Source organism: Streptomyces sp. NPDC043870, from assembly GCF_056435785.1.
The window spans coordinates 65,017-81,128 of the sequence record NZ_JBWKDT010000010.1; the positions used below are offsets into that span (position 1 = coordinate 65,017).

Sequence of the window (16,112 nt, forward strand, 5' to 3'; positions counted from 1 at the left end):
CCGTCTGGGGGTGGTCCTCCAGGCGAAGCTCCGGGGGAGATCGAGGACATGGCCGGAGGCCGTACGGGGTCCGGGAGCCTGCCCTCGGTTCGGGCCCTGCGATGCTTCTGGCCCCGCGACACAGAGGTCGCCCCTACCGCGTGCGGGCGATCAAGTAGCGGAAGACGTTCGGCATCCACACCGTCCCGTCGGCCCGTACATGCGCGTGCAGCGCCTCCGTGACCTCCTTCTCGACCTGCGCCTGGTCCGTCGCCCGCACCGCAGCGTCGAACAGCCCGGTCGACAGCAGCCCGCGCACCGCGCTCCCCAGGTCCGCGTAGCCGAAGGGGCACGCCACCCGCCCGGAGCCGTCCGGCTTGAGACCCGCCCTGGTCGCCACGTCCTCCAGGTCGTCCCGCCGTGCCGGGCGCCAGCCGCCGCCCGCGCGCAGCCGCTCGGTGAGCCGGCTCGCGACCCGCAGCACCGCCGACGTGGCGCACCGTTCCGGCGGGCCCCAGCCCGCCAGGACGACCGGGCTGCCGCGCTCGGCCAGCGGAACCGCCGCCTCCAACGCGGGGACGAGTCCTTCGGAGTCGCCCGCCGTACACCCGATCGGCTGAAAAATCGTGATCACGCTGAACCGGGGGAGCGCGGGATCTGCCGCCGCTTCGGGACCGCCCTCCACCAGTCGCGCCCCCGCCGCGGCGGACGAGGCAGCCAGGTCGGGCTCCGGCGCGAGCAGCCGCTCGCGGGCCAGTGCGATCCTGGACCGGTCCGTGTCGACGCCGGTGACGCTCGCCCCGCGCGCCGCGGCCATCAGCAGGGCAAGACCGGAGCCGCAGCCGAGCCCCAGCAGCCGGGAGCCCTTGCCGACCTCCAGGTGCTCGTACACCGCCTCGTAGAGGGGCACCAGCATCCGCTCCTGGATCTCGACCCAGTCGCGGGCGCGTGCGGCGGGATCCGCCGGGGGAGCGGAGGCCGTACGGGAGTGGTGCCGGACGAGCGTAGGTGTCATCGAAAAGCGCCCCAATCCGCCGAGAGGTCAGCTGTGCCCTGATTGACAGCCCCCCGTGTACGTGCGCTCGTGCTCCCCCCGTATGCCAGGGAACTCCGCATCCGTCCGTACGTCCAGAGGTCGCGCCGCAATGCCTCGCGTGCCCCGGCCGTGCGCCCTCGCGCCCCGATCGATTCCCCATCCAGAGTGCGGCCCCCTTACGATTCCCGCCATGGCAAAGGCACCCGTTCTCACGCCGCGGGCGGAGGACTTCCCTCGCTGGTACCAGGACCTGATCAACAAGGCCGAGCTCGCCGACAACGGCCCGGTGCGCGGCACGATGGTGATCCGCCCCTACGGGTACGGGCTCTGGGAACGGATGCAGCAGGAGATGGACGCCCGCATCAAGGAAGCCGGGGCGTCCAACGCGTACTTCCCCCTCTTCATCCCGCAGTCGTACCTGACGAGGGAGGCCGAGCACGTCGAGGGCTTCGCCCCGGAGCTCGCGGTCGTCACGCACGGCGGGGGCAAGGAGCTGGAGGAGCCGGTCGTCGTCCGTCCCACCTCCGAGACGATCGTCAACGACTACTTCTCCAAGTGGATCCAGAGCTACCGCGATCTGCCGCTGCTGATCAACCAGTGGGCGAACGTGGTCCGCTGGGAGATGCGTCCCCGGGTCTTCCTGCGCACGACCGAATTCCTCTGGCAGGAGGGCCACACCGCCCATGCCACCTATGAGGACGCCCGGGACTACGCCGCCCACATCCACCGGAACGTCTACGCCGACTTCATGGTGAACGTCCTCGGTATCGATGTGGTGCTGGGCCGCAAGACGCCCAGGGAGCGCTTCGCGGGCGCCGTCAACACCCTCACGCTCGAAGGCATGATGGGTGACGGCAAGGCCCTCCAGATGGGCACGAGCCATGAGCTCGGCACCAACTTCTCCAAGGCCTTCAACACCACCTATCTGTCGAAGGACGGCAAGCAGGAGCTGGCCTGGCAGACCTCCTGGGGCTCCTCCACCCGGATGGTCGGCGGTCTGATCATGTCGCACGGCGACGACAACGGCCTGCGCGTCCCGCCGCGCCTGGCGCCCGTGCAGGCCGTCGTCCTCGCCATCAAGGGCGACGAGGCGGTGCTGGCCAAGGTCCGCGAGATCGGCGACCGGCTCAGGGCCGCCGGCGTCCGCGTCCAGGTCGACGACCGCACCGACACCCCCTTCGGCCGCCGGGCCGTCGACTGGGAGCTCAAGGGCGTGCCGGTACGCATCGAGGTCGGCCCGCGCGATCTTGAGGGCGGCACGGCGATGCTGGCCCGCCGCATCCCCGGAGGCAAGGAACCCGTCGCGATCGAGTCGCTCGCCGGTCTGCTGCCCACGGTGCTGGAGGAGGACCAGGCGCTGCTGCTGCGCCAGTCGCGTGAACGCCGAGAGGCCCGTACGAGCGATGTGACGACGATCGAGGCGGCCGCCGAGGCCGCGGTCGCGGGCGGCTGGGCGCGTATCCCCTGGGCGGCACTCGGTCCGGAGGGCGAGGCGGTGCTCGCCGATCAGGCCGTGTCGGTGCGGTGTCTGGTCGCGGCGGACGGGTCGGTGCCGGACGCCGACGACGCCCCGGGTACGCTCGCGATCGTCGCGCGGGCCTACTGACGGCGGTCGCGGCCGGGCGGGCGCCTCCGAGGACCCACGAGCCCCCTCGGGCCATCCGCGCCCCGGAGCGCGGTCCCGGGGTACGCGCCGGGGGCGTGCATCTTCGGCATTACTGCGTAGACGGGTCGCTACGTACCGGCTTGGTGTGAGCTGTGAGGCTTCTCCGCAGATCAGCGCACCCGCCCTCGTCAGGACGCATCAATGCCAACTGACGGGTACGTGCAAAATATTTGGGATGCCCCGGAATGGAACCCGCGAGCCGCCCGGCTCGTTATCACGACGTGAGCACGACACCACCTGTTCTCGCCGCAGAGCTGGCACAGGCGTGGGCCGACATTCAGCGGCACCACCCCGAGCTGCCTGACCTTGCCGCGCCAGAGTCCCTGATCGGAGAGTCCTCGTCCGCCTGCGGCCACGAGCTCTCCTTCGAGCGACTGCTCCATGAGGCAGTCCACGGCATCGCCGCCGCCCGAGGGGTCCGTGACACCTCGCGCGCCGGCCGCTACCACAACCGCCGGTTCCTGGCGATCGCCGAGGAGATGGGCCTGGACCACCCGGAGGAGCCGCACCCGAGCAGTGGTTTCTCGCTGGTCACGCTCAACCCCGAGGCGAAGCGGCGGTATCGCCCGACGATCGAGCGGCTGCAGCGCGCCCTCGCCGCGCACACGGTCGCGACGGCCTCCGACACCAAGCGGACCTTCCGGGGTCCGGCCGCGCGGCACGGTTCGTCCGGCGGCGGCGTCCGGGTGAAAGCCGTCTGCGAGTGCGGCCGCAACGTCCGGGTCGTGCCGTCGGTCCTCGCCCAGGCGCCGATCGTCTGCGGCGGCTGCGGGAAGCCGTTCCGCATCCCTGAAGCGGTGGCCGCGGCGAGCTGAGCCGCCCGGCCGCGCACGGGAGTGGGGGCCTCGCGCCGACCTGGGGCACGGGTCGGCCGGTCCGGATCCGTGTGGCACAATGGCTAGCTGTACTCGACAGTCGCACAGGACCCCTCTCTCCTCCGGCTGACGCGTCCATCGGGCCATCGGGTCCGCAACCCCACGCGGCATCTCGTTGTGCCCAACCACGTCAAAACCAGGAGAACCCACTCCCGTGGCAGTCAAGATCAAGCTGAAGCGTCTGGGCAAGATCCGTTCGCCTCACTACCGCATCGTCGTCGCCGACTCCCGTACCCGCCGTGACGGCCGGGCCATCGAGGAGATCGGTCTGTACCACCCGACGTACAACCCGTCGCGCATCGAGGTCGACTCGGAGCGTGCGCAGTACTGGCTGTCCGTCGGCGCCCAGCCGACCGAGCCGGTTCTCGCGATCCTGAAGCTCACCGGCGACTGGCAGAAGCACAAGGGCCTGCCGGCCCCGGAGAAGCCGCTGCTCCAGCCGGAGACGAAGGAAGACAAGCGCGCTTCCTTCGAGGCCTTCGCCAAGACCCTCGAGGGCGACGACGCCAAGGGTGAGGCCATCACCCCGAAGGCGAAGAAGACCGAGAAGAAGGCGGACGAGGCTGCTGAGTCGGCTGCTCCCGCCGAGTCGACCGAGGCCTGAGCATGCTCGAGGAGGCTCTCGAGCACCTCGTGAAGGGCATCGTCGACAACCCGGACGATGTGCACGTGGCCTCGCGCACTCTGCGCCGTGGGCGTGTGCTGGAGGTCCGGGTGCACCCCGACGATCTCGGTAAGGTGATCGGCCGCAACGGCCGCACCGCGCGCGCCCTGCGCACCGTCGTGGGCGCCATCGGCGGTCGTGGCATCCGTGTCGACCTCGTCGACGTGGACCAGGTCCACTGAGAAGTTGAATCACCGGCACGGGCCGGGGTGGGCTGCGGCCCATCCCGGCCCGAGTCGTATGACAGGAGCATTGAGCGTGCAGTTGGTAGTCGCGCGGATCGGCCGTGCCCATGGCATCAAGGGCGAAGTCACCGTCGAGGTACGTACCGACGAGCCGGAACTGAGGCTCGCACCCGGGGCCGTACTGGCCACCGAGCCGGCCTCCGCCGGACCGCTGACCATCGAGTCCGGCCGGGTGCACAGCGGCAGGCTGCTGCTGCGCTTCGAAGGCGTGCGGGACCGCAACGGCGCCGAGGCCCTGCGCAACACCCTGCTGATCGCCGAGGTCGATCCGGACGAGCTGCCGGACGAGCCCGACGAGTACTACGACCACCAGCTGATGGACCTGGACGTGGTGCTCACCGACGGGACCGAGGTCGGGCGGATCACGGAGATCTCGCATCTGCCCTCGCAGGACCTGTTCATCGTGGAGCGGCCCGACGGAAGCGAGGTGATGATCCCCTTCGTCGAGGAGATCGTCACCGAGATCGACCTGGCGGAGCAGAAGGCTGTCATCGACCCGCCGCCGGGACTCATCGACGACCGGGCCGTGATCGATTCCAGCCGTGACGAGGACGCGTCCTGATGCGGCTCGACGTCGTCACGATCTTTCCCGAGTACCTGGAGCCGCTGAACGTCTCGCTCGTCGGCAAGGCGCGGGCACGCGGGCAGCTCGACGTCCATGTGCACGACCTGCGGAACTGGACGTACGACCGGCACAGCACCGTCGACGACACCCCGTACGGCGGCGGCCCCGGCATGGTCATGAAGACCGAGCCCTGGGGTGACGCGCTGGACGACGCGCTCGCGGACGGGTACGAGACGGGCGCGCACGGGCCGGCGCTGGTCGTGCCGACCCCCAGCGGCCGTCCGTTCACCCAGGAACTCGCCGTCGAGCTCTCCGAGCGGCCCTGGCTGATCTTCACCCCCGCCCGGTACGAGGGCATCGACCGCCGCGTGATGGACGAGTACGCCACCCGGATACCGGTCTACGAGGTCTCCATCGGGGACTACGTCCTGGCCGGCGGCGAGGCGGCCGTTCTGGTCATCACGGAGGCCGTGGCGCGGCTGCTGCCGGGCGTCCTCGGCAACGCCGAGTCGCACCGCGACGACTCCTTTGCGCCCGGCGCCATGGCAAACCTGCTGGAGGGGCCCGTCTACACCAAGCCGCCCGTGTGGCGCGGCCGCGACGTCCCGGACGTCCTGCTCAGCGGGCACCACGGGAAGATCGCGCGGTGGCGCCGGGACGAGGCGTTCCGCCGTACGGCCCGGAACCGGCCCGACCTCATCGAGCGCTGCGACCCGTCGGCGTTCGACAAGAAGGACCGCGAGATCCTCTCCATCCTCGGCTGGGCGCCCTCGCCCGACGGCCGATTTTGGCGCAGGCCCGAGGCCGTGGAAGAATAGGCCGCTGCCGTACGTCCGGCGTGCGCCCCTGCCACAGGGGGACACGACGCCCGCTCCGACGCCGCGGCCCCCATCTCATCTCTACGTACCGCTGATGACCTGTGGCATCGGCGAAGAAAGCAGACGAACATGTCGCACTTGCTCGACGCCGTCAACACCGCCTCGCTGCGGACCGACGTCCCCGCGTTCCGTCCCGGTGACACCGTGAACGTCCACGTTCGCGTCATCGAGGGCAACCGCTCCCGTATCCAGCAGTTCAAGGGTGTCGTCATCCGCCGCCAGGGCTCCGGCGTCAGCGAGACCTTCACGGTCCGCAAGGTCTCCTTCTCCGTCGGCGTCGAGCGCACCTTCCCGGTGCACAGCCCGATCTTCGAGAAGATCGAGCTCGTCACCCGCGGTGACGTCCGTCGCGCGAAGCTGTACTACCTGCGTGAGCTGCGCGGCAAGGCCGCGAAGATCAAGGAGAAGCGCGAGAACTGAGCTACGGCTCACACCCGCGCGCAGCTGCGGCCTCATACGGTTCTTATGGCGGCCGGATAGCATCTGGCCCCGATGGACACCGAAGCACAGCACACGGAGCGCGACCGCTCTTCCGCACCGGAGACCGATGAGTCACGGCCGGAAGAGGGGTCGCGCTCCGCGCGCATTTCCCGGCAGTTCTCCTGGCGGCGGGCCGGCCTGCTCGGTGGCGTCTGCGCGGTCTTTGTCCTGCTGCTCAGCCATTTCGTGGTGCAGCCCTTCCTGATCCCGAGCACCTCCATGGAGCCGACCCTGGAGGTCGGTGACCGGGTGCTGGTCAACAAGTTGGCGTACCGTTTCGGTTCTGAGCCACGGCGTGGGGACGTGGTCGTCTTCGACGGCACCGGATCATTCGTCCGGGAGACGCCCGAGGAGAATCCGGTGACCGGGCTGGTGCACGGGGCAGCCGCCGCCGTGGGCCTGGCCGAGCCCGTCGAGACCGACTTCGTGAAGCGCGTGGTGGGCGTCGGGGGCGACCGCGTGGTCTGCTGCGACGAGGGGGGAAGAGTCGAAGTGAACGGCGTGCCGGTCGAAGAGCGCTACGTGTACTTCGGCGACGCCCCGTCCCGGGTGCCCTTCGACATCGTCGTACCGCGAGGCACCTTGTGGGTCATGGGCGACCACCGCAGCAAGTCCCGGGACTCCCGCGACCACTTGGGGGAGCCGGGCGGCGGCGTGGTCCCCCTCGACAAGGTGATCGGACGGGCGGGCTGGATCGGCTGGCCGGTCGGCCGCTGGTCCGCGCTGGAGCCCACCGACGCCTTCGACGGCGTACGGGAACCGGACGGTGCGCATGGGTAACCGCGGACGGCGCGCGAGCCACCGGGCCGACACCCGGCTGCCCACCGGCACGCGCCCCACCAACGGCGTCCGGCCCCTCCCGGGGCGCGCGGAGCGGCGCAGGCTGGCGAAGAAGGTGAAGCGACGGCGGCAGCGGTCCGCCGTCAAGGAGATACCCCTGCTCATAACCGTGGCGCTGCTGATCGCGCTGGTCCTCAAGACCTTCCTGGTCCAGGCCTTCGTGATCCCCTCCGGCTCGATGGAACAGACGATCAAGATCGACGACCGGGTGCTGGTGGACAAGCTGACGCCGTGGTTCGGCTCGAAGCCGGAGCGAGGTGACGTCGTGGTCTTCAAGGACCCCGGCGGATGGCTGCAGGAGGAGCAGACCCCCAAGAAGGACGACCCTGTCGTCGTCAAGCAGGTCAAGCAGGTGCTGACCTTCATCGGTCTGCTGCCGTCCGACGACGAGCAGGATCTGATCAAGCGCGTGGTCGCGGTCGGGGGCGACCGCGTGGTCTGCTGCGACCAGGGCGGCAGGGTCACGGTCAACGGCGTACCGCTGAACGAGCCGTATCTGCACCCCGGAAACGTCCCCTCCAAACTCAAGTTCGACGTGCAGGTCCCGGCCGGGCGGCTCTTCGTCATGGGCGACCACCGCTCGAACTCGGCCGACTCGCGCTTCCACCTCGACGAGCAGTACCGCGGCACGGTCTCGGAGGAGGAAGTCGTCGGGCGTGCGGTCGTCATCGCATGGCCGTTCGACCACTGGAGCAAGCTGGAGGAGCGGGGAACGTACGCCTCTGTGCCCGATGCGCGTGCCGGGACCGCCACGGCACACGGACCGTCGCATAGTGTGTCCTCTCAGGATCTGAACGGAATGGTCCTGCTCCCGAGCCCTGCGGAACTCCCGCTCGTTATGGGAGTGGTGGGCCTGCGCCGCCTCCGGCGCCGGCGGTTGCACGGAGTGAGGAGTGGATGTGGGGGATTTGGCGGTCGACGCACGATCCGGACACGACGAGCACGAGGAGCGGCCGGAGCGGTTGGCGGAGCCTTCCCCCGACGGCGATGGCTCTGGCGGTGGTTCCCCGGAGGGTGACGGTGACCCAGTGAGGACGCACCGGTCGTTCTGGAAGGAACTGCCCCTGCTGATCGGTATCGCGCTGCTCCTCGCGCTGCTGATCAAGACATTCCTGGTGCAGGCGTTCTCGATCCCCTCCGACTCGATGATGAACACGCTGCAGCGTGGCGACCGGGTGCTGGTCGACAAGCTGACGCCGTGGTTCGGCTCGGAGCCCGAGCGCGGCGAGGTCGTCGTCTTCCACGACCCGGGCGGCTGGCTGGACGACGCCCAGGCCCCCGAGCCCAACGCGATGCAGAAGTTCCTCAGCTTCATCGGACTGATGCCGTCCGCCGAGGAGAAGGACCTGATCAAGCGGGTCATCGGGGTGGGCGGGGACACCGTCGAGTGCAAGAAGGGCGGCAAGGTCCACGTCAACGGCAAGCCGCTGGACGAGACGTCGTACATCCACCCCGGCAGCACGCCGTGCGACGACAAGCCGTTCGGGCCGGTCAAGGTGCCCGAGGGCAGCATCTGGGTCATGGGTGACAACCGGCAGAACTCGCTGGACTCCCGCTACCACCAGGAGCTCCCCGGCAACGGCACGGTCAAGAACGACGAGGTCGTCGGACGGGCCGTCGTGGTGGCCTGGCCGTTCAGCCGCTGGTCCACGCTTCCGGTGCCCGCCACCTTCGACCAGCCCGGACTGAGCGCCGCGGCCGCCGTCGCGCCGGGCGCACTGGGTGTGGCGGGTGCGTTGCCCATCGTGCTGGTGCGCCGAAGGATGCTGACCCGGGAGCAGACCGGCGGGTAGGGTGCCGCTCGGATCAGCGATCGTCGATCTCCGAGGTGGGGAGCGCTGGGATGAGCGGAACAGGACGTACAGAAGGCGGCCGCGGTCGGCTCGGCAGGGTGCTGTCGGGGCTGGCCGTGGCCGTCGGCTGTGTGCTCTTCCTCGGTGGGTTCGTCTGGGGAGCGGTGCAGTACCGGCCGTACACGGTGCCGACTGAATCCATGTCCCCCACGGTCGAGGCCGGCGACCGGGTGCTGGCGCAGCGGATCGAGGGCTCCGAGGTCCGGCGCGGCGATGTCGTCGTCTTCACCGACGAGGTGTGGGGCGACATGCCGATGGTGAAGCGCGTGGTCGGGGTGAGCGGTGACAAGATCGCGTGCTGTGACGCCGACGGCCGGATGACCATCAACGGCAAGGCGATCGAAGAACCTTATCTGCGCAACAAGGAACGGGCCTCGCTGACCGGCTTCACCGCCACAGTGCCCCAGGGGCAGCTCTTCCTGCTCGGTGACGACCGCATGGGCTCCCTGGACTCCCGTGTGCACCTCGAGGACCCCGGGCACGGCTCGGTGCCTCGCGAGGCCGTGACCGCCCGGCTGGACGCCGTGGCATGGCCGCTGGGCGCGCTGGTGGAGCGCCCGCAGAGCTTCGCCGCGCTGCCGGGCGGGGTGTCCCGGCCGGGGCCGGTGAAGCTGGTGGTGGGGTCGGTGGCGCTGGGTGCGGTGCTGATCCTGGCGGGCGCGGCGTACGGGCCGGTCGCGCGGGCCTTCGGCCGCCGGAAGACACCCGGCGGCGCACGGACCAGGGTGACGGCGGATGCCTGAGCAGCAGCTGCGGAAGGTCGCACGGGTCATCCTGCTCGACCCGCAGGACCGCATCCTGCTGTTGCACGGCTTCGAGCCGGACGATCCGGCGGACAGCTGGTGGTTCACGCCCGGCGGCGGTATCGAGGGCGGCGAGAGCCGTGAGCAGGCCGCACTGCGTGAACTCGCCGAGGAGACCGGGATCACAGACGTCGAACTGGGGCCGGTGATCTGGCAGCGGGTGTGCTCGTTCCCGTTCGACGGACGGCGCTGGGACCAGGACGAGTGGTACTACCTGGCACGCACCGGGCAGACCGCGACCAGCCTCGACGGCCTGACGCGGCTGGAGCAGCGCAGCGTCGCGGGGCTGAGGTGGTGGACCTCCGCCGAACTGTCTGCGGCGCGTGAGACGGTGTATCCGACCAGACTCGCCGAGCTGCTGCGCACGCTGCTCGACGAGGGTCCTCCGAGTGCGCCGGTGGTCTTGGCCCCAGAAATCGTCTAGGGACGCGCGGGGCTGGCGCACAATAGGGGGACGCACGGCTGAAGGGGAACATGCCATGAGCGCCGAGGACCTCGAAAAGTACGAGACCGAGATGGAGCTGAAGCTCTACCGGGAGTACCGCGACGTCGTCGGTCTGTTCAAATACGTGATCGAGACCGAGCGTCGTTTCTATCTCACCAACGATTACGAGATGCAGGTGCACTCGGTGCAGGGCGAGGTCTTCTTCGAGGTCTCGATGGCAGATGCCTGGGTCTGGGACATGTACCGGCCGGCCAGGTTCGTCAAGCAGGTCCGCGTGCTCACTTTCAAGGACGTGAACATCGAGGAGCTGAACAAGAGCGACCTGGAGCTTCCGGGAGGCTGATCCGGGTCCGCGGCCGGGCCGGCATTGGGGGCTCTGGCGGTGATTGTGGCGGTGCCTGTGGGCCAGGGCGACCGAGTGGCAGGGGTGGTTCCCCCTGCCGGGTGGCTGAGTTATCCACAACGGACGGCTTGTCCACCAAGATCCACAAGCTGGGGTGTGACGCGTCAGAGTCGGTGCCGGAGGTGGTGCCGAGATGAACGCGACGGGGGCACTCGGACAGTACGGCGAGGAGCTGGCGGCCCGGCGCCTGGCCGATGCCGGATTGACCGTGCTGGCACGGAACTGGCGGTGCGGACGGGCCGGCGAGATCGACATCGTCGCCCGGGACGGCGACATGGTGGTCGTCTGCGAGGTCAAGACCCGCAGGGGCGGGGCCGAGGGACGGGGGCCGTTCGAGCACCCGATGGCTGCGATCACGCCCGCCAAGGCGGCCCGGCTCAGACGGCTGGCGGCCTGCTGGCTCGAGCGGCACGACGGACCACCCCCGCCGGGCGGGGTGCGGATCGACCTGGTCGGCGTGGTGCTGCCCCGGCGTGGCGCGCCCCGCGTCGAGCACGCGCGGGGGGTGGCCTGATGGGATTCGCTCGTACGTGCTCGGTGGCGCTGGTCGGCGTCGAAGGCGTCGTGGTCGAGGTCCAGGCCGATCTGGAGCCCGGGGTGGCGGCCTTCGCCCTGGTCGGACTGCCCGACAAGAGCCTGGTGGAGAGCCGCGACAGGGTCAGGGCGGCCGTGGTCAACTCGGACGCGGAGTGGCCGCAGAAGAAGCTCACGGTGGGGCTCAGTCCCGCCTCCGTCCCCAAGAGCGGATCGGGCTTCGATCTGGCGGTCGCCTGCGCGGTCCTCGGCGCCGCGGAGCGCATCGACCCGCGGGCGATCGCCGATCTGGTGCTCGTCGGGGAGCTGGGGCTCGACGGCAGGGTGCGGCCCGTGCGCGGGGTACTGCCCGCGGTCCTCGCCGCCGCCGAGGCGGGATACCGGCAGGTGGTCGTCCCCGAGCAGACAGCCGGGGAGGCGTCCCTGGTGCCGGGCGTATCCGTGCTCGGGGTGCGAAGCCTGCGCCAGCTCATCGCGGTGCTCAACGACGAGCCGGTGCCACAGGAGGAGCGCGACGGCGAGGGCCGGCCGGACGCCATGCTCGCCGGACTCATGGTGCCGGGCGCCGGGGTCGGCACAGGGCTCGCCCCGGATCCGGGCGACGACGGCCACTGGCCGGACCTCGCCGACGTGGCCGGACAGCACGCCGCACGCACCGCCCTGGAGGTCGCGGCGGCGGGTGGCCACCATCTGCTGCTCCACGGGCCGCCGGGAGCGGGCAAGACGATGCTCGCCGAGCGGCTGCCCGCAGTGCTGCCGCCACTGACCCGGCAGGAGTCCCTCGAGGTCACCGCCGTCCACTCCGTCGCGGGCATTCTCCCGCCGGGCGAGCCCCTGGTGCGCACGCCGCCGTACTGCGCCCCGCACCACTCGGCAACCATGCAGTCCCTCGTCGGCGGTGGCCAGGGCCTGCCGAGGCCCGGAGCCGTGTCCCTGGCACACCGGGGTGTGCTGTTCCTCGACGAGGCGCCGGAGTTCTCCGGCAAAGCGCTCGACGCCCTCCGTCAGCCACTCGAGTCCGGGCATGTGGTCGTCGCGCGCAGCGCAGGGGTGGTGAGGCTTCCCGCCCGCTTCCTCATGGTGCTGGCGGCCAACCCCTGCCCCTGCGGCCGGCACACCCTGCACGGTGCCGGGTGCGAATGTCCCGCATCGCTGATCCGGCGCTACCAGGCCCGGCTGTCCGGGCCGCTGCTCGACCGGGTCGACCTACGTGTCGAGGCGGAGCCGGTCAACCGTTCGGACCTGCTGGGGCAGGGCGGGCGAGGGGAGCCGACGGCGGTCGTCGCCGCCCGGGTCCAGGAGGCCCGGGCCAGGGCCGCCGACCGGTTGGACGGCACCCCGTGGAGCGTCAACAGCGAGGTGCCCGGTCATGAGCTGCGCACCCGCTGGCAGGTGGCGCCCGGCGCGCTCGCCGCTGCCGAGCGCGACATGGAACGGGGGCTGCTCACCGCCCGGGGCATGGACCGCGTCCTCCGCGTGGCATGGACCGTCGCCGACCTCGCCGGGCGCGGGAGGCCCGCCGCCCACGACGTGGATCTCGCGCTGCAACTGCGCACGGGCATCGCCAGGGGCGTCCCTGTGGGCATCGGAGCCGAGCGGTGAGCGGGAGGGCGGGCGCATGCCGGCGGCGGTGAGTGAGGAGGAGCGTAAGGCGCGGGCGGCGTTGACGCGGGTCGTCGAACCGGGTGATGAACAGGGAGGGCGGTTGCTGCGGCAGCACGGCGCCGTGGAGCTGATGGCGCGGCTCAGCGCGCCTCGAGCGGGGGAGGGTGCCCTGACCGGAGCAGGGGCGCAGCGGATCGAGGGCTATCGGACACGGGCCGCGGCGGCCCGCCCGCAGCACGACCTCGAAACGGTGGCGGAGGCCGGCGGGCGCTTCCTCTGTCCGGGTGACCCGGAGTGGCCGGGTCAGCTCGCTGACCTCGGGGACGCCATGCCCGTCGGGCTCTGGGTGCGTGGCACTCCCGACCTGCGGAAATGGGCGCTGCGCTCGGTCGCCGTGGTGGGGGCCAGGGCCTGCACACCCTACGGCGCACATGTGGCGGCGAGCCTTGGATCAGGCCTCGCCGAGCGCGGTTGGGTCGTCGTCTCCGGCGCGGCCCACGGCGTCGACGGCGCCGCGCACCGAGGGGCCCTGGCCGCCGGTGGAGCGACCGTCGCGGTGCTGGCCTGCGGAGTCGACGTGGCCTACCCCCGTGCCCACGCGGAGTTGATCGGCCGCATTGTGGAACAGGGGCTGGTGATCGGAGAGTTGCCGCCCGGCGCTCATCCGACGCGCAGCAGATTCGTCCTGCGGAACCGCGTGATCGCGGCCCTCACCCGCGGCACCGTCGTCGTCGAAGCCGAGTACCGGAGCGGTTCCCTGGTCACCGCGCGCAGTGCGCTCCGTCTCGGCCGCTGCACCATGGGCGTTCCCGGGCCGGTGACCAGCGGACTATCGGCCGGCGTGCATGAACTGCTGCGCGGAGAGGGTGTGCTGGTCACCGACGCCGACGAAGTGGCCGAGCTCGTGGGTGACATCGGCGACCTCGCCCCGGCGCGCCACGGCCCGGTGCTTCCCAGGGACCTCCTCGGGCCCGCGTGCACCCGGATCCTGGAGTGTCTCCCCGCCCAGGGCGTGCTCGGCAAGGGGGACATCGCCCGAAGGGCGGGGACGACTGCTGACGAGGCGCTCGCCAGGCTGTACGAACTGCACTCACTCGGCTTCGTCGAACGGCACGGCGACGGCTGGCAGTTGGCGCCACCTGCGATACAGGGGTCGAACGCACGGCGAGGCGGTGCTTGACCTGGCGCAATCGGGTGAAAAGGTGACACCGATGACCCTCGCCGCTCACTCGGTGACACCGGGAGGACCGGCGTGTACGGCGTCGGCCCGCGTTCGAAGGTGTGGCCGACGGTACCTACCCGCATGTGCGCGATACGCCGCTGTTCGCGCACCGCAATACTCCAGTCACGCTACGCTCACCAGGTTCCCCACCCAACCATCCGACGAGACACCCGTCCCTTCACACCCCACAGCAGAACGGCTCAAGGCAACGCATGCCCCAGCACACCTCCGGGTCTGACCGCGCGGCAGTGCCACCCGCTGCCCGTGGCACCGTGCGGCCGCCCGCGCCCTCGTCGCTCGAAGAGTTGTGGCGGTCGTACAAGGCCACGGGTGACGGACGGTTGCGGGAGCAGCTGATCCTGCACTACTCGCCACTGGTGAAGTACGTCGCGGGCCGGGTGAGCGTCGGTCTGCCGTCCAACGTCGAGCAGGCGGACTTCGTCTCCTCCGGGGTCTTCGGCCTCATCGACGCCATCGAGAAGTTCGACATCGAGCGGTCCATCAAGTTCGAGACCTATGCGATCACCCGCATCCGGGGCGCCATGATCGACGAACTGCGGGCCCTGGACTGGATCCCCCGCTCCGTGCGCCAGAAGGCGCGCGCCGTCGAGCGCGCCTACGCCACGCTGGAGGCCCAGCTGCGGCGCACCCCCTCCGAGGGCGAGGTCGCCTCGGAAATGGGTATCTCGCTCGAGGAACTCCACTCCGTTTTCAGCCAGTTGTCCCTGGCGAACGTCGTGGCCCTGGAAGAGCTGCTGCACGTGGGCGGCGAGGGCGGCGACCGGCTCAGCCTGATGGACACACTGGAGGACACCGCCGCCGACAACCCCGTCGAAGTCGCCGAGGACCGTGAGCTGCGCCGCCTCCTCGCCCGCGCCATCAACACGCTCCCCGACCGCGAGAAGACGGTCGTCACGCTCTACTACTACGAGGGCCTCACCCTCGCCGAGATCGGCAACGTCCTCGGCGTCACCGAGAGCAGAGTCAGCCAGATCCACACCAAGTCGGTGCTGCAGCTCAGGGCAAAGCTGGCCGACGTCGGCAGGTGACACGTGGCGGTCGGGCCGAATCGTCCCTGCCCCGTACTCATCGACGGCCACGGCCTTAAAGTGGACCCGTGCCCAGGATTCGAGCGGCCTCCGTGGCCGAGCACCGGACCATGCAGCGCGGCGCCCTGCTGGATGCCGCGCGTTCCCTGCTGTCCGAAGGCGGTACGGAAGCGCTGACCTTCCCCGCCCTCGCCGAGCGCACGGGCCTCGCCCGGTCCTCCGTGTACGAGTACTTCCGCTCCCGTGCCGCTGTCGTCGAGGAGCTCTGCGCCGTCGACTTCCCGGTCTGGGCGGCCGAGGTCGAAGCCGCCATGGAGCTGGCGGGGACGCCCGAGGGCAAGGTCGAGGCGTATGTACGGCAGCAGCTCGAACTGGTCGGTGACCGACGGCACCGCGCCGTGGTCGCGATCTCCGCGAGCGAGCTGGACGCCGGCGCCCGGGAGAAGATCCGCGCCGCGCACGGCGGCCTCGTCGCGATGATCGTGGAGGCCCTCGGGGAGCTGGGCCACCAGCAGCCCCGGCTGGCCGCGATGCTTCTCCAGGGAGTCGTGGACGCGGCGGTCCGTCGCATCGAGCTCGGCGCCGCCGAGGCCCCGGCCGTGATCGCCGAGGCCGCGGTGTCGATGGCACTCCGGGGCGTCCGCGGCGACTGAGCTCACCGGTGGCCGGACCCATGCCGCCGGGGCCCGGGGCAGGCCCGCACCGCGCCCTGACGCGGCGCCCGGAAGGGAAGTCTCCCGCGCCCGTCTCCCCGTATGCGTCGCCCCGCAGGCGCCGGTCCTGTCGATCCTGTCGGTGCTGTGGATCCTGACGGTCCCGTCGGCACCTGCGCCGCAGTGCGCTGTACGACCAGACCGCCGCTGCGGCCAGAGCCAGAGCCTGGAAACAGTCCGCACCTTCCCGCGATGTGCTGCCCGCTGTCGCGACCGCAGGCCGTGGTTCCGGGGTCTGCTTCGACGCCTGTGACGCC

19 protein-coding genes are annotated in these 16,112 nt (G+C 70.7%); 18 read left to right on the forward strand and 1 reads right to left on the reverse strand.

The genetic code is table 11. From position 1 onward, the window contains the following. Positions 1-133: 133 nt before the first annotated feature. On the reverse strand, positions 134-994 hold the full coding sequence (locus AC0699_RS15430; protein ID WP_478660069.1) for a methyltransferase domain-containing protein: 861 nt from the start codon (positions 992-994) through the stop codon (positions 134-136). A gap of 211 nt (positions 995-1,205) precedes the next feature. Here AC0699_RS15430 and proS point away from each other — a divergent pair, with 211 nt between their 5' ends. The 18 genes from proS (at position 1,206) to AC0699_RS15520 (ending at position 15,795) form a co-directional block, all read left to right on the forward strand. Further along, on the forward strand, positions 1,206-2,621 hold the full coding sequence (proS, locus tag AC0699_RS15435) for a proline--tRNA ligase (RefSeq protein ID WP_478660070.1): 1,416 nt from the start codon (positions 1,206-1,208) through the stop codon (positions 2,619-2,621). Positions 2,622-2,866: 245 nt separating this feature from the next. Continuing rightward, positions 2,867-3,496 carry a hypothetical protein gene (locus AC0699_RS15440; protein WP_453659127.1) on the forward strand — a complete coding sequence of 210 codons (630 nt, stop codon included), beginning with the start codon at positions 2,867-2,869 and terminating at the stop codon, positions 3,494-3,496. Positions 3,497-3,710: 214 nt separating this feature from the next. After that, positions 3,711-4,160 (forward strand): 30S ribosomal protein S16, encoded by a 450-nt coding sequence (gene rpsP / locus AC0699_RS15445; RefSeq protein ID WP_469770378.1) that lies wholly within the window; start codon positions 3,711-3,713, stop codon positions 4,158-4,160. Positions 4,161-4,162: 2 nt separating this feature from the next. Next, a complete protein-coding gene (locus tag AC0699_RS15450; protein WP_453659125.1) occupies positions 4,163-4,402 on the forward strand; it encodes an RNA-binding protein in 240 nt (79 codons plus the stop codon). A 76-nt stretch (positions 4,403-4,478) separates the two neighbouring features. Next, positions 4,479-5,027: a ribosome maturation factor RimM gene (gene rimM / locus AC0699_RS15455; RefSeq protein ID WP_469770377.1), complete on the forward strand. Its 549-nt coding sequence runs from the start codon at positions 4,479-4,481 to the stop codon at positions 5,025-5,027. Further along, a complete protein-coding gene (trmD, locus tag AC0699_RS15460; RefSeq protein WP_453659123.1) occupies positions 5,027-5,848 on the forward strand; it encodes a tRNA (guanosine(37)-N1)-methyltransferase TrmD in 822 nt (273 codons plus the stop codon). The genes rimM and trmD overlap by 1 nt, the downstream gene beginning before the upstream one ends. 129 nt (positions 5,849-5,977) lie before the next feature. Further along, positions 5,978-6,328 carry a 50S ribosomal protein L19 gene (gene rplS, locus AC0699_RS15465; RefSeq protein WP_453659122.1) on the forward strand — a complete coding sequence of 117 codons (351 nt, stop codon included), beginning with the start codon at positions 5,978-5,980 and terminating at the stop codon, positions 6,326-6,328. Positions 6,329-6,400: 72 nt separating this feature from the next. Beyond that, on the forward strand, positions 6,401-7,168 hold the full coding sequence (lepB, locus tag AC0699_RS15470; RefSeq protein ID WP_478660073.1) for a signal peptidase I: 768 nt from the start codon (positions 6,401-6,403) through the stop codon (positions 7,166-7,168). Beyond that, positions 7,161-8,246 (forward strand): signal peptidase I, encoded by a 1,086-nt coding sequence (gene lepB / locus AC0699_RS15475; RefSeq protein WP_478660075.1) that lies wholly within the window; start codon positions 7,161-7,163, stop codon positions 8,244-8,246. The genes lepB (AC0699_RS15470) and lepB (AC0699_RS15475) overlap by 8 nt, the downstream gene beginning before the upstream one ends. Further along, entirely contained in the window at positions 8,137-9,021 is an 885-nt protein-coding gene (gene lepB, locus AC0699_RS15480) for a signal peptidase I (protein ID WP_469770425.1), read from the forward strand. Before lepB (AC0699_RS15475) ends, lepB (AC0699_RS15480) begins: the two co-directional genes overlap by 110 nt. A 50-nt stretch (positions 9,022-9,071) precedes the next feature. Further along, positions 9,072-9,824, forward strand: coding sequence for a signal peptidase I (lepB, locus tag AC0699_RS15485; protein ID WP_478660077.1), 753 nt, complete (start codon positions 9,072-9,074; stop codon positions 9,822-9,824). Then, entirely contained in the window at positions 9,817-10,308 is a 492-nt protein-coding gene (locus tag AC0699_RS15490) for an NUDIX hydrolase (protein WP_453659118.1), read from the forward strand. Before lepB (AC0699_RS15485) ends, AC0699_RS15490 begins: the two co-directional genes overlap by 8 nt. Positions 10,309-10,363: 55 nt before the next feature. Beyond that, entirely contained in the window at positions 10,364-10,672 is a 309-nt protein-coding gene (locus AC0699_RS15495; protein WP_003965949.1) for a DUF2469 domain-containing protein, read from the forward strand. Positions 10,673-10,865: 193 nt separating this feature from the next. Next, positions 10,866-11,246 (forward strand): YraN family protein, encoded by a 381-nt coding sequence (locus AC0699_RS15500; protein ID WP_478660079.1) that lies wholly within the window; start codon positions 10,866-10,868, stop codon positions 11,244-11,246. Beyond that, entirely contained in the window at positions 11,246-12,868 is a 1,623-nt protein-coding gene (locus AC0699_RS15505) for a YifB family Mg chelatase-like AAA ATPase (RefSeq protein ID WP_478660081.1), read from the forward strand. The genes AC0699_RS15500 and AC0699_RS15505 overlap by 1 nt, the downstream gene beginning before the upstream one ends. A gap of 16 nt (positions 12,869-12,884) precedes the next feature. After that, complete coding sequence (gene dprA, locus AC0699_RS15510) at positions 12,885-14,051, forward strand: DNA-processing protein DprA (RefSeq protein WP_478660083.1); 1,167 nt, start codon at positions 12,885-12,887, stop codon at positions 14,049-14,051. 254 nt (positions 14,052-14,305) lie between these two features. Beyond that, positions 14,306-15,142 carry an RNA polymerase sigma factor WhiG gene (gene whiG, locus AC0699_RS15515; protein WP_453659109.1) on the forward strand — a complete coding sequence of 279 codons (837 nt, stop codon included), beginning with the start codon at positions 14,306-14,308 and terminating at the stop codon, positions 15,140-15,142. A gap of 92 nt (positions 15,143-15,234) precedes the next feature. After that, entirely contained in the window at positions 15,235-15,795 is a 561-nt protein-coding gene (locus AC0699_RS15520) for a TetR/AcrR family transcriptional regulator (RefSeq protein ID WP_478660305.1), read from the forward strand. Positions 15,796-16,112: the final 317 nt, after the last annotated feature.